Genomic DNA, 13,422 nt, shown 5'->3' with positions numbered 1-13,422 from the left:
GTCGATCGTGGGCAAGGCCACCTCTAACACCAGCCTGCCCTGCCCTGCGCCACCACCGCCGCCAGCCACGAGGCGGGCAGCCCGTCCAAGGTGCACAACATCCGCCGCGGCGGAGCGCCAGGCGGCAGGAGATACATCCGCCGCGACGGCGGCATCCACACCGTCATCGCCGAACCACGGACCTGCGCGTACCAGCCGTCCAGCAGCGGCAGGTCACCCACCGCGTCCGGCACCAGATCCCGATCACGCAGCGGCATCGCCCCGCGCACCTGCATCTCCTCGACCACCACACCGACCAGTCGATCGCGGCCCACCCCGGCCGGACCGCTGAAATCGACGTCAACCTGGCAGATCATCGGCGTGGGTTCCCACCGAAGGATCGGCACCCCGGTCACGGTCATCGACGCCGACCAGGACCGCTGTACCCGATCGGTCAACGGCCGCGTCTCGCACCGGTCCGGGCCTTGCGACGGCCGCGCCCACGCCGGCACCTGCGGCCAGGGCAGCACCGGCCCCGTACGGCAGGACTCATGGACCCGGGTCAGCCACCACCGCACGACCATCAGTTCGTCCGGCCGGAACCCATCCAGGCTCGTCTCGCCGCTGTACCCACCAGCCATCGCCATCCGGTGATACAGCACCGTCTCCGTGACATCCTCCCGGCCGCTGTCACCGACATCCCCGCACACCGGGCACCGGTAGCACGGGTCCTGCGCCAGCGACCAGCGGATCAAGTCCTCCCGATGCGGTCCCGGAAACGCCGCGATCCGTTCATCGACCCGTGTCACCACCAGCCAGACACCTGCTCATCCATCCTCGTGTCCTGTGCCAAATCTGGTCCAGGATGGCGGCTCAGCGGTTCGCCGCGCTCGTGACGGTGAAGTCGGCTGCGGTGATCACCTCGTGAACAGCCTTCCCCTCGGGCGTGATGATGGTGACCAGGTACGCCTCCGGCGGGCCGGGCAGTAGGTCGTCTTCGGTGCCGGTGACCCGCCACGCCGCGGACTCGATGGTGCCGGGACGGTCGGTATGCGGACCTGCAGTGATCACGACCCTTTGCCGACGCTGGAGTGCATCACGGTCTTCCTCGACTTGCTTGGCGACTGCGGACGCTGCCCATTGAAGGCATACGTCGATCGCCGGATCGGGCAGGCCTCGGGCGATGCCGCGGGGCAGCCCATCCCAACGTCCTTCGGCGTCGGTACTCCACCGGCGGTTGAGCCACGCCCACATCTCGGCTGCCGAACCGTCGTGTCGTGCCACCGATGCCGGGGAGTCGCCGGTCGCGTGCTTGGCCAGCGCGGTCAGCCGCTCGATGCTGAGAAGCCCCGCGAGAACGACGCTCAGAGGTACCTCGTCCGGGTCGGTGCCAGCCCGATGGGCGGCACCCAGCACGGCGACCGCGATCAGGCCGCGCACGGCCACCGCGTCCCAGCTGTCCTGCACGGAGCCGACGATCGTCGCGACAGTCAACGGCGCTGATCTGCTCAGCGCCTTTTCCCATCCATCGTCGGCTACTGCCACAGTCGTGACCCTAGCACCGGGGCCTGTGATCGAGAGTCGAGCAAGCTGCCAGCTCGGGACCTCGCGTATGCCGCCGAGTCGCCCCGGGCCGCGCCGCCGAGGCTCGCTTGCCGAGCGGCTGTCGGTGGTTTCTGCGGCGCGCCGTAGCCCGCGGTTCCCACGACGGGACCGGCACCGCGCAGGGCACCGGGAGGAGCTCCGCGCGGCTACCGCCGACTGATGTCAATCAATTGTCAGCGCGACCGACAAGGTGTGGCCGACATCGGCCTGATGGCGGTTGGCTGGTAGTCGGGACAAGCTGGTGCGCCCCGAACACGGGGTTCGAGCGCCGACGAGCGCTTCGCCAGTCGCGACCAGCGCCGGCGACGCCGCATCCACGACTCGTCGGGTCCCATGTGCCCGCTCCGGTTGATCCGCTGCACGGTAAGGAAGGCAGGACCCCGCCAATGACCGATGCTGGCCGACCCTGGCACCAACCGTCTGCGCCGCCCGCCGTCCTCGTACGGAGACGACCGTCTGGCCCTGTACGACCGTCCTCGGCGTCCGAAGTGGTTCCGGGCGTGGGCCGCTCCGATACGCGACACAGTCCGGCCGCGCCGTACGGGCTGTCCACCAGGGCGGTCATCGAGCGGCGGCTCGCCAGCCACCGCGACGATGTCGCTTTCCTGGTCATCGCGGTGGAGGGCAGCGGTCTGCCGGGCCAGGGTCGAGGGATGCGTGTGACAGGAGAGTCCCGGTGATCCGCGACGTGTGGTTCTTCCAGCCGCGAACCATGGCGAAGGCGAACTACGCCAACGCTGGCGGGATGGAGCAGACGTGGACGCCCTGGTGGGCGTGCTACCTGGCTCCGGCCGCCGGTGCGGCCGGCCTGGGTGCGCATCTGATCGACGCCCGCGCCGACGACGGCTGGCGGGCCCGCGTCCAGGCGCTGGGGGCTGGTGATGTCCTGGCGGTCACCGCGCTGACCGGCGCGGCGCTGCGGGATGCGCTGGAAGCCTCGGCGATCGCCCGTGACCGGGGCGCGTACGTGGTGTGGGGTGGTCCGCACGCCACGCTGTTCCCGGCCGAGACGCTCGCTCAGTCGCCGGCGCATGCCGTGATCCCGGGCACCGGCGGCTTCCCGGGGCTGGCGCTGCTGCTGGCCCGGCTGACCGGGACAGCGGGTCCGCCGGGCCCGGACGATCCGCGGATCCTCGTCGAGGGCGGGAACCTGGTCGCCGTTCCGCGGTTCGGCGGCCACGGTGGAGGCCAGACCATCATCGCCGACGATCCGGACCCGCGGTTGGATCTGATCGCCGATTGGGAGCCGTATGTCAACGCGGACGAGGCCATCGATGGGCGCACCACTAGTTTCGTGACGTCGGAAGGATGTCTGCGCCGGTGCACGTTCTGCACCGAGCCGCAGACGTCCGGGCATTCCTGGTACACCCATCCGGTAGAACGGTCGGTGGAGGTCCTCGCCGAGATGGCCCGGCGGGCTCGGGCCGGTGGGATCAAACTTCACGATCCGAACTTCTTCCACGATCCGGTGCGGGCGATGGCGTTCGCGCAGAGGTTCCGGTCCCGGGTCGGATTGCGGTGGGCGTCGAGTCTGCATCCGGCGGACCTGCAGGAGATGCCCGATGCGCAGTTGCGGGCGGCGGCGGACGCCGGACTGTGCCGGGTGCTGATCGGGATGGAAACCCCGGTCCCGGCACTGATCCGCCTGTCGAACAAAAGGTACGACCCGGCTGGTATCGAGACGATGGTGCGGCGACTGACCGCCGCGGGGATCCGGGGCATGTTCACGTTCATCGTCGGCTGGCCTGACGCCGATCCCGGCCACTACCAGCAGACGATCGACTGCGCGTTCGCGATCAAGGACCTCGATCAACGGCACCAGTGCAAGATTCATTTCCTGGAGCCGTGGCCGGGTACCCCGATCGCGAAGATGCTGGCCCGCCGCGGCCTGCAGCATCCGACGACGCTGTCCGGGTGGGCCGACGTCGACTACTACCAGGCCCAGATCCCCGGCCTGCACGATCCGGCGTACACCGAGATCATCCGTGACGCGAACCGGGACCTGTCCCCGTACATCGATGCGTGAGGCGGCACTCTGATGGCTCGACTCCTGTTGCCCCGGCCCGATCCGAAGCCGGCCGAGAACCTGCGGTTCCTGCGCGCGGCGGTCGCGCACCAGTGCAACCTGGCCTGTCTGTACTGCCCCAAGAAGGCAGGCATGGAAAACCACGTGCCCACCTGTCTGCGCGGCGACCGGCTCTCCACCGCCGACTACATCCGCGCGCAGCGCGCGGTCGCCGCGTCGGGGATCGTCAACGCGGTTGCCTGGACCGGCGGGGAACCGACCCTGCGCTCCGACCTGCCGGCGATCGTCGTGGCCGGCCGCCGCGACTTCGCCCGAACCGAGATGACCACCAACGGCCTGCACCTGCCGGACATGTTCGACGACCTCGCGCCGAACCTGGACCTGCTGAAAGTCTCGCTCGACGCCGCCGACCCCGTCCTGGCCCAGCAGATCACCCAAGGCAAGCCGGAGGACTTCGACCGGGCGCTGACAGCGATCCGGCTCGGCCTGCAAGCGGGGTTGCCCGTCGGGGTGAACGTCGTGGTGATGCGCCGAACCGTCGAGCAGATCCCCGCCATCATCGCGCTCATCGCCGACCTGCACGCCGACGTCGGCCGCGGCACCATCTACATCTCGCTGCTCGACCTGTATTACACGCCGTCGACCAGGGATTTCTGGCGGGCCGAGTTCGTGGCGATGGACACGATCACCGACCGGCTCACCGAACTGCTCGGGCCGCCGGTCGAGCAGTTCCGCAAGGGATGCGTCATCCGCTGGTTCGACTCTGGCGGCATGCAGATCCGCATCAAGGACAGCCACGAGTCCACGTTCCGCGGCGACCGGTGCACCAGCTGCCCGGTCTACTGCCAGGAGGGTTTCTACGGGCTGAAACTGTCCGTCGAGGGGTGGGTGACCCCATGCCCGAACGGTGATGAGCGCAGCGGCGTGCACCTGTCGGCTTACCTCGACGACCAGCAGATGGCAGCCCGCGTCGCGCCGCTGACGCGGGAACTGGCCGGCACCCGCCTGGTCGAAGGGTCGTTCGCCACGTTCCTGGACCGTAACGGCCTCGACCTGACCGGTGCGCCGGCCCGGCCGCTGCTGCCGCTGGCTGTCATCGCGGCGGGCCGGCCGTGACCGTCGCGGACGTGCTGAGGATGTCCCCGGCCGCGCTGGAGGCAATCCGTGGCTGTCCGGATCCCGGGCTGCCGCCGGAGCCGGAGTCCGAAACGCTGCGCGCCGCGGTGGCCGCCCAGTTCGCGATCCAGCAGAACGCTGTGCGGGTCGGGCCCGGCAGCGCCGCGCTGCTGCACGCCATGATCGCCCGCCAGGCCCCGCACAGCGGCGGGATCGTCTGCTCCGCCGGGTCGTGGCCGCCCTACCGGCAGATCGCCGTGGACTACCTGCTGAACACCCGCACGATCCCGCTCGGCGACGGCTACCGCCACAACCTGACCGCGATCGCGTTGGCGTGTTCGGACCGTACCCGGCTGGTCCTGCTCGACAGCCCGCACTCGGCGGCCGGCACCACCGTGTCGGTGGACGAGGTCGTCGATCTGGCCGCCCGGCTCGGCCCGGACACCGCGGTGGTGCTCGACAACGCCTACGGCGACTACCAGGACGACGACCTGACCGCCGCGATCAGCGACGCGGTCACCTCCGGGGCCCGAGTCCTGGTCACCCGCACGTTCTCCAAGGCGTATCAACTGTTCGGGCTGCGGGTCGGCTACGTCGTGGCGCATCCCGACGTCATGCGTACCCACGGGCCGCTCGTGGGCCGCTACGACGTCAACCGGCTCGGCCAGATAGCCGCCGCGGCCAGCCTCACCGACCCGGGCACCGTCGCCGCCAACTGCGCGATCATCCGCCGGCGGCGCACCGCGGTGACCGACCTGCTGACCGCCGCCGGCGTGAGCGTCGCCCCGAGTCAAGGCCACGTGGTCCTGTTCACCGCCGCCGAGGCGGACAAGACCGCCGCGCTGCTGCGGCAAGCCGGGTTGAGCGTGAATGCCCTGACCGAACCCGGACTCGACGGGCACCTGAGCCTGCGCATCGACGACACCGGCCTCGACACGCTGTGTGCCGCCATCGCATCCGTTCACCCGCAGTTCTGACCCGACCCCACCCTGGAGGGACATCGCATGACCCCCGTCCTCAACATCATCTACACGCGCGGGACCGTCGCCGCGCTCGCACGGTTCGCGCCGCTGTTCACCGACCACACCGGCTGGCGGTACCGGCTGGTCGCCAACGGCTGCACACCGGACGAGGTCGCCCTGCTGCACCGCATCGCCGCGGTCAGCGACCGGCTGTCGGTCCACAACCTGGAATCCGACGAGGTCGTGCCGCACGGCGAGACCCTGTGCCGGCTCGCCGACACGTTCACCGACGAGCCCTACTTCGCGTTCATGGATAGCGACATCGTGTGCACCGGCGACTTCACCACCGCGGCGACGGCACTGCTGGCCGACAACGCCGCGATCTTCGGCGGCACGCCGCTGTGGGCCCGGTCGCAGGACACCATCCTGGCCCCCGACCGTCAGGAGGTTTGCGGACCGCACATCAGCACCCCGGACGGTCTGCTGTTCGGCAGCTCCTACTTCGCCGTGTACCGCCGGAGCGTCCTCGACGAGGTCCAGCAACGCTGCGCCGTCGCCTTCGACAAGTACACCGCGGCGAACCTCGGCGGCATCGACGACGGCTTCCAGGGCTTCCTGAAGGACCGCGACGCGTGGCGCAGCGACTACACGCCCGGGAAACTGCTCAACACCGGGTTCACCTATCTCGGCCGGCCGGTGACGTACACCGACTTCGACGACCTGATCCACATCGGCGGATATTCCATGGCGACCTTCCAGGAGCAGGTCGACGCCGGGCAGGAACCCGCCGGCCCGGCGGCGATCCAGACGATGCTCGGCTTCAACGAGTACCGGGGCCACATGGACCGCAAACTTGCCGTCTGCGAGCGGACGATGCGATCGTTCGCGAGCATCGACGAGACCGGTGAGCCGTGGCGCGGCGGTCATCGCCTGCCCCAGGAGATGGAGGACCAGATCCGCGTGGTCGAGGACCTCTACGCCCGCCAGGCCCACCTGGTGGCCGCCTGACCGGCGCGGGCCGGGCACGGCCGGCGCAGGTGTCCGCGATCGTCATCTCCGGGCTGAACCCCCGGGGGGATTTCACGGAGGGAACCCGATGAGTATCGCGACCCCCACCGTCAACGTCATCTACACGCGCGGGACCGTCGCCGCGCTCGCACGGTTCGCGCCGCTGTTCACCGACCACACCGGCTGGCGGTACCGGCTGGTCGCCAACGGCTGCACACCGGACGAGGTCGCCCTGCTGCACCGCATCGCCGCGGTCAGCGACCGGCTGTCGGTCCACAACCTGGAATCCGACGAGGTCGTGCCGCACGGCGAGACCCTGTGCCGGCTCGCCGACACGTTCACCGACGAGCCCTACTTCGCGTTCATGGACAGCGACATCGTCGTCACCGCCGATTTCACCCCGCTCGTCGTCTCTCTGCTGGAACAGGGCGAGGCCGTGTTCAGCGGCACCCCGCTCTGGGCGACCCGCACGGACACCACCATCACCCCGGCGCACCGGCACGCCACCGGCCCGCACCACCACAACGACTACGGTCTGCTGCTCGGCTGCTCCTACTTCGGGATCTACCTGCGGCCGGCGTTCGACGACGTCAGCCGCCGCTGCCGGGTCACCCCGGACAGATACACCCGGGCGATGCTCGACACCCTCGCCCCCGACTTCCGTGACTACCTGCGGCAGAACCGGCTGCTCTATGACGACTACACCCCACCGAAGGTCCTCACTCTGGGCCTGGCGTTCTGTGGTTGGCCGGCGCTGTTCGCCGACCTGGACGGCCTGCACCACATCGGCGGGTTCTCCACCGCCGTCTACCGGCAGCAGATGGCCGCCGGGCAGACCGCCACCGACCCGGCGACCGTCGCGCAGATCCTCGACTTCTGCGACGACCCCGGGCTCACCCGACGTAAGGACGACGTCGGCGAACGGGTCACCCGATCGTTCGCCAGCCTCGACGCCACCGGCCGACCCTGGCGCCTGCACAGGTTCCCCGACCCGGTCGAGGACCGGCTCCGCATGATCGAGGACCTGTACCTACGCCAGGCCCGCCACGTCACCTCCTGACCCACTCGCGACCGATGGAAAGGCACCCTCGATCATGGCCGCACAGACCACCGCCGCCACCATCTGGGACGACAGTGCCGCCGCCTACGGCAAGCACACCAGTCAGTACGCCACCCACGCCCGCATCGGCATCGCCCTGACCGCCGTCGCGCCTGCTGACCCGCGCCGCGTCCTGGACTACGGCTGCGGGCCCGGGAACTCCACCCGGCTGTTACGGCGCGCGTATCCCAACGCGGCGATCATCGGCGTCGACTCGTCGCCGGCGATGATCGCCGCGGCCCGCGCCGCCACGGCACAGGAAGCCGCGATCGACTATCACGGGGCGGACCTGGCCGCCGCAGGACCGCCCGCCGCACTGACCGGCCGCCTGTTCGACCTGATCGTGTGCGCGAACTCGCTGTTCCACGTCGCCGACAAAGCCGCCCTGCTCGCCCGGATTCAGGCCCTGGCCGCCGTCGAAGCCATGATCGTGTTCAGCCTGTACGACACCGTCTTCGTCCCTGCCGACCCGGTGGTGTGGCCACTGCGTGACGAACCCGGCGACACCCTCATGGACTTGCTGATCGGCCGGCTCCGAGACCGCGGCCATCACATCGAGGCCCGCCAGGAAGACCGGGAGGTCCTCACCGAGAAGGCCCTGGCCGTCTTGTTCGCCGACGCCGGGTTCACCGTGCGGTGCGGTGACATCCTGCGGCTGCGGCGCACCCCGGCGGAACGGCTGTCGTTCTTCACCGTGCCGGCGACCGCCGCCGAGGTGTTCCCCGGCATCCCCGTCAAGGACGTACAGGCCGCCGCCGCCGAAGTCATCGATGAAGCCGCCGGCCTGCCCGACCAGGAACGGTGCGTCTACGTATTCACGGCCACCCGGAGTTGACCATGATCGATCACCCACACCGGCAGGGAAACCACCCGGACGTGACCGCCGCCGGTTCGCCGCCCGGTGAGCCGGTCCGTACAGTAGAGCCAGTGGCAGCCAGTGACCGCCCTAAAGAGGCCTGCGGCGTCTTCGGCGTCCGTGACCCGCAGCAATCCGCGTCCCACCTGACCTACCTCGGACTGTTCACCTTGCAACACCGCGGCCAGGAATCCGCCGGTATCGCCGTCAGCGACGGCACCAAGATCCTTGTCGACAAAGACATGGGGCTGGTCGCCAACATCTTCAACGAGCACCGGCTCCAAGCCCTGCCCGGCATCATGGCGATCGGGCACACCCGCTACGCCACCACCGGTGCCAGCGCCTGGGACGGCGCCCAGCCCGTGTCCCGCAGCGCCGGCGGCGTCTACTTCGCCCTCGGGCACAACGGCAACCTGGTCAACACCGACACCCTCGCCGCCCGCTACCCCGCCGAGGTCTTCGGCAGTGACAGCGACGTCATCGCGACCATGCTGGCCGGCGACCTCGCCACGCGCCGCCACGGCGGCCTCGTGGAGGCGGTCACTGCCGTGCTCCCGCAGCTGCAAGGCGCCTTCTCCCTGGTGATCATGGACGAGACCCGGCTGATCGGAGCTCGCGACCCGCACGGCTTCCGGCCGCTGTTCCTCGGACGCCTCGACACCGGCGGCTGGGTGCTGGCCTCCGAAACCCCAGCGCTGTTCGTCGTCGGCGCCACCGTCGAACGCGAAATCGCGCCGGGCGAGGTCGTCGTCATCGACGACGACGGCGTGCACAGCCACCGCTTCGCCGACGTCCAGCAACGCCGGCTGTGCACGTTCGAGTTCGTCTACGTCTCCCGGCCCGACGGTATCCTCGCCGGGACCAGCGTGGACGCCGCCCGCCGCCGGGCAGGTATCGCCCTGGCCCGGCAGGCGCCGGTCGACGCCGACCTGGTCGTGCCGATCCCCGAATCGTCGATCTCCGGCGCCCTCGGCTACGCCGCCGAGTCCGGCACCCCGTACGGGCAGGCACTGATCAAGAGCCCGTACATCGGCCGGTCGTTCATCGCCCCCACCCAGGCCCGCCGCGACACCGCGTTGCGGCTGAAATTCGGTCCTATCGTCGAGAACATCGCCGGACGCCGCCTCGTGGTCGTCGAAGACTCCCTCATCCGGGCCAGCACCTTCCGCCGAACCGTCCGCATGCTCCGCGACGCCGGCGCCACCGAACTGCACCTGCGGGTGCTGTCGCCGCCCTACCGATGGCCGTGCTACTACGGCATGGACACCGGCGACCGCAGCACACTCATCGCCGCCACCAAAACCATCGAGCAGATCCGCGCGGACCTCGACGTCGACTCGCTGGTCTACCTCGATCTCGACCGCCTGGTCGAAGCGATCAGCCCACAACCGGCCGGACTCTGCACCGCCTGTATGACCGGCGACTACCCCGTCCCCGTCCCACACCCGGCAGCCACCATCATCTGACCGCGCTATCGGCTCGCTGCATTCTGCGGCGTCGGCATCATCCAGGAAACGCCCGCAACCGGCCTCTGTATCGGCGGCCAGCGCGACACCACATTCAGGGAGAAACGATTTAGCTAGGCCGACCTTCTGTGATCATGTACCTATGATCGACTGGTTGGCGGATCCGCTCATCGGCACGAAGGTCCTGCTGCGAGCACCTGCGCCGGGTGATGAGCCGGCACTGATCGAGATGGCGACCGACCCTCGCGTCTGCCGCTACTTGAAGGGGCCCGCCGAGCCCAACGTCGCCATGGAACGCGCCAGCAGCAGGGTCGAAGCCCCCGGCTGGGGCACGTTCGTTGTCGTTGCACTGTCCAGCCGGGAGGTAGCCGGGCAGGGAAGTATCGAGCGCAAGCGCGGGCCGTGGGAGGTGTCCTACAAGCTGCGGTATTCGTACTGGGGGCAGGGGCTGGCCAGTGAAGCGGTGGACCTGATCCGCGCCTGGTTCTTCGAGCACACCGGCGAGGACCTGTTGATTGCCACGACGCAGAAAGCGAACGTGCGCTCCCGTAAGCTGCTGGCGCGAGTAGGCGCGACATTCGCCGGAACCTTCATGCAGTACGGGCTGCCGCAGGAACGTTACGAGTTTACCCGGCCGAACGTCCACGATAACTAGGCAGCGCCTGTCAGCGCCTATACGATTAAGTCGTGCGTCAATACGCGGAGGAAGTCTTATCGTTTTCCTACAGATTGGCTAATCCTCACCTAACGCCGGTACCTGGTGGCCTCTCAACCGTGAATTTCGCCGTCGAACACGACGGCACCGATCGCTTCTTTATCAAGCTCTACCCGCCTGGTTCGAACCTTGCCAGCGAACAGGCGGCGATCGAAATTGCTCGTTTTGTGCATGCTGGCGGGATCCCCACCGCTGAACCGGTGCCCGACAAGACTGGGGCGTTCCTGCATGTCGGGCATGGCCGCGCTGTTTCCGTGTGGTCTTTCATCGAAGGCCACAATGGCGCGAACGTGGCACTCGACGGGCACACGCTAGAAGGTGCGGGCGCGCTCCTCGGCCGCACACACCGACGGCTGGCATGCTGGCCGGGCCCGGTCAGCCGCGCGGGCGGCGACTGGTGTGACCTGCCGCGTCTTCGGGACACGATGACAGACATGAAGATCCGGCTTCGCGGCGCGCGGCATTTGAGCGGCCCTCTACGAAGCCGCGCTACCGAGGTATTGAACTGGCGAGAGCAGCGACTTGACGAGGTCGCCGCAACGCTCCGGAGCATGCCAGTCCCGACGATACAAGTTCTGCATGGCGACTGCACCGAACGAAATTTCATCTTCCGCTCCGGCGCCGGCCCGGCGCTCATTGATTTTCGGGCGCCTCATCGATGGCCGATCTGGTGGGAGTTAGCGCGTATCGGCTGTGCCGTGCCCGCGATTCTTTCCGGAGATGCGCACATCGGGGCTCTGGCCCGGTGCATTACCGCCTACCGTGAGTGCAACGATGAGATTCCCGTGGCCGATCTGATGGCGGTCGCGCAGGCCGCCCGATGCTATACGACCGCTTCGGTGACACCGTTCCAGGATTTGGTCGCGCCCGGACCGGTGATGTCGGTGCCGGCTCTGGCGGACTACATCGAGCAGCGCCACGTTGCAGTGGTCGCGTTGTGGGACCGGGCTGATGACTATGACGAGGCGCTGCGGGAGGCGCTGCGATGAGACGGGCCGACCTAACCGCAGTGGAGCCATGAATGGCCCGTTTCACTCGGTCGTTGCCGGCCTACGCCGACGCAGGTGCCAGATCACGGCGCTGGCGATCGCCGCGAGGGCGACACCGCCGAGCACCGTCAACCACACCACCGGCACGCTGCCGTCGCCGCCGGCGGGCACGTCGTGGGCGTACACGCGGTTGCCGAGCACGTCGATCAGGTAGATCGAGCCGTCCGGTGCGGTTCCGGCGCCGAGCAGGACGGCGTTGGTGCCGAACGTCTGCGGGTCGAGTCCGGTGACCGTACGGACCTCACCGCCGGTGTCGAGCAGGCGCACCACCCGCTCGGCCTGGTCGACGGTGAAAGACGCCGCCGGTTCGGCACTGACCGCTGACACTGTGCCCGCGGCGGTGACCGCGGACAACTCACTACCGCGCAGCCGGTGCAGCGCATTGGCGCTGGAGATCCACAGGTCGCCCCGGCTGTCGACGGCGAGTCCACTCGGCGCGGTGATCCCCTCGGCCACGGCCTCGCCGACCGTGCGGCCGGAGGTGAAGGCCAACACCCGGTCGTTGTCCTGATCAGCGACGTAGAGGGTGGTGTCCGGCGCGACCGCGATGGCGCTACGACGGCGTACCGAGCTGGGCAATCGCTTGGTCGATGATGGCATCTGCCCGGTGCTTGTCTTCGGGGAAGGCTTTGGCCGGCGACCGCCAGCCGATGCCGGATGCCTCAATCCAGGCGGGCAGCAGGCCGGCCTGCTGCAGCGACCGGTACAAGTCATAACGCCAACGCAGATCACCGTCGCCCATGCCGTGTTGTAGGTCGGCGGTACCGTTCCAAAGTCTGCGGAACAGCTCTATAAGATACTCGCGCATCGTGCCGGTGAACTCACCGTCGCTCGAGACGACGGGCAGGTTCAGGATGGTCCGCCCGAGTTCAGCGGTGACCGGCGTCGACGTGGTGTACTGCATGTCGACATTGTGCGGGCAGGGTTGCCTACCGTCCAGGACGGCCCAGGCAGCGACCGCTGCCGACTGACCTCATCGCACGCCTCCGGGGGAGGCTGCGGGCGGGGCAGCTGCGGATCGTCGGCGATCCCAACCCGAATGGGTCATCCTCGAGTGTCAACCTCGGACGGGCGGCGCGGGCGGGAAGTCCGCCGAGCCCGCTCTCGCTACGTTGGCGAGTATGGACCGCATGACGCACGCGTGGCGTATCGAGGACCGGGAGTATCAGCGGCACGAGTCTCGGCGTGGCCGACGGCATGCCTTCACCACCGTAGCGCCGCATCGTACAGCACTGGTAGTGATCGACATGGTGCCCTTCTTCGCCGAGGAGAACCCCTACACCCGCGGGATCGTCCCCAACATTGCCCGCCTCGCCGATGCCCTGCGCCAGGCGGGCGGCCTCGTGGCATGGGTATTGCCCGGAGCAGGTGAACGCTCCGCGGTCAAGGACGAGTTCCTCGGGCCGAAGGTCGCCGAGATGTTCCGGCGAAGCGGAGGCGAAGGACCACTTCGATCACGGCTATGGCATGAGTTCGAGGTTGACGACAGCGACGTGCTGGTGGAGAAAACCGCCGCCAGCGCTTTCTTTCCGGGACGCTCG

The 13,422-nt window shown here is 68.8% G+C and carries 15 protein-coding genes; 11 read left to right on the top strand and 4 right to left on the bottom strand.

What is annotated here, in order from left to right; all coding sequences use genetic code 11:
- Positions 1–23: 23 nt before the first annotated feature.
- Positions 24–788 carry a hypothetical protein gene (locus DMB66_RS37820; protein ID WP_125808935.1) on the bottom strand — a complete coding sequence of 255 codons (765 nt, stop codon included), beginning with the start codon at positions 786–788 and terminating at the stop codon, positions 24–26.
- 64 nt (positions 789–852) lie between these two features.
- Entirely contained in the window at positions 853–1,425 is a 573-nt protein-coding gene (locus DMB66_RS37815; protein WP_125808934.1) for a hypothetical protein, read from the bottom strand.
- Positions 1,426–2,084: 659 nt separating this feature from the next.
- Between DMB66_RS37815 and DMB66_RS37810 the strand changes: the two genes are divergently transcribed.
- The 10 genes from DMB66_RS37810 to DMB66_RS37765 all read left to right on the top strand — a co-directional run bounded on the left by DMB66_RS37810 (position 2,085) and on the right by DMB66_RS37765 (position 11,821).
- Positions 2,085–2,264, top strand: coding sequence for a hypothetical protein (locus DMB66_RS37810; RefSeq protein ID WP_125808933.1), 180 nt, complete (start codon positions 2,085–2,087; stop codon positions 2,262–2,264).
- On the top strand, positions 2,261–3,610 hold the full coding sequence (locus DMB66_RS37805; protein WP_125808932.1) for a B12-binding domain-containing radical SAM protein: 1,350 nt from the start codon (positions 2,261–2,263) through the stop codon (positions 3,608–3,610). The genes DMB66_RS37810 and DMB66_RS37805 overlap by 4 nt, the downstream gene beginning before the upstream one ends.
- A 12-nt stretch (positions 3,611–3,622) precedes the next feature.
- Positions 3,623–4,726 carry a radical SAM protein gene (locus tag DMB66_RS37800; protein WP_125808931.1) on the top strand — a complete coding sequence of 368 codons (1,104 nt, stop codon included), beginning with the start codon at positions 3,623–3,625 and terminating at the stop codon, positions 4,724–4,726.
- A 20-nt stretch (positions 4,727–4,746) separates the two neighbouring features.
- On the top strand, positions 4,747–5,703 hold the full coding sequence (locus DMB66_RS37795) for an aminotransferase class I/II-fold pyridoxal phosphate-dependent enzyme (protein ID WP_233625124.1): 957 nt from the start codon (positions 4,747–4,749) through the stop codon (positions 5,701–5,703).
- Between the two features lie 27 nt (positions 5,704–5,730).
- The gene (locus DMB66_RS37790) at positions 5,731–6,696 is read left to right on the top strand and encodes a glycosyltransferase (protein WP_125808929.1); all 966 of its coding nucleotides are present in this window, start codon (positions 5,731–5,733) and stop codon (positions 6,694–6,696) included.
- Between the two features lie 88 nt (positions 6,697–6,784).
- Complete coding sequence (locus DMB66_RS37785; protein WP_125808928.1) at positions 6,785–7,756, top strand: glycosyltransferase; 972 nt, start codon at positions 6,785–6,787, stop codon at positions 7,754–7,756.
- A gap of 34 nt (positions 7,757–7,790) precedes the next feature.
- Entirely contained in the window at positions 7,791–8,630 is an 840-nt protein-coding gene (locus DMB66_RS37780) for a trans-aconitate 2-methyltransferase (protein ID WP_125808927.1), read from the top strand.
- Between the two features lie 92 nt (positions 8,631–8,722).
- Positions 8,723–10,117: an amidophosphoribosyltransferase gene (gene purF / locus DMB66_RS37775; RefSeq protein ID WP_233625120.1), complete on the top strand. Its 1,395-nt coding sequence runs from the start codon at positions 8,723–8,725 to the stop codon at positions 10,115–10,117.
- 142 nt (positions 10,118–10,259) lie between these two features.
- Positions 10,260–10,772, top strand: coding sequence for a GNAT family N-acetyltransferase (locus DMB66_RS37770; protein ID WP_125808925.1), 513 nt, complete (start codon positions 10,260–10,262; stop codon positions 10,770–10,772).
- Between the two features lie 32 nt (positions 10,773–10,804).
- Positions 10,805–11,821 (top strand): phosphotransferase enzyme family protein, encoded by a 1,017-nt coding sequence (locus DMB66_RS37765; RefSeq protein ID WP_125808924.1) that lies wholly within the window; start codon positions 10,805–10,807, stop codon positions 11,819–11,821.
- Positions 11,822–11,863: 42 nt separating this feature from the next.
- Here DMB66_RS37765 and DMB66_RS37760 read toward each other — a convergent pair whose 3' ends face one another.
- On the bottom strand, positions 11,864–12,481 hold the full coding sequence (locus DMB66_RS37760) for a hypothetical protein (RefSeq protein WP_125808923.1): 618 nt from the start codon (positions 12,479–12,481) through the stop codon (positions 11,864–11,866).
- Positions 12,435–12,785, bottom strand: coding sequence for a hypothetical protein (locus DMB66_RS37755; protein ID WP_125808922.1), 351 nt, complete (start codon positions 12,783–12,785; stop codon positions 12,435–12,437). Before DMB66_RS37755 ends, DMB66_RS37760 begins: the two co-directional genes overlap by 47 nt.
- Positions 12,786–13,002: 217 nt before the next feature.
- Between DMB66_RS37755 and DMB66_RS37750 the strand changes: the two genes are divergently transcribed.
- A partial coding sequence (locus DMB66_RS37750; RefSeq protein WP_199752858.1) for an isochorismatase family protein occupies positions 13,003–13,422 on the top strand: 420 nt, incomplete at its 3' end.

The organism is Actinoplanes sp. ATCC 53533 (assembly GCF_003947245.1).
The sequence above is the reverse complement of the archived record's forward strand: the minus strand, read 5'-3'. Positions and strand labels throughout refer to the sequence as shown.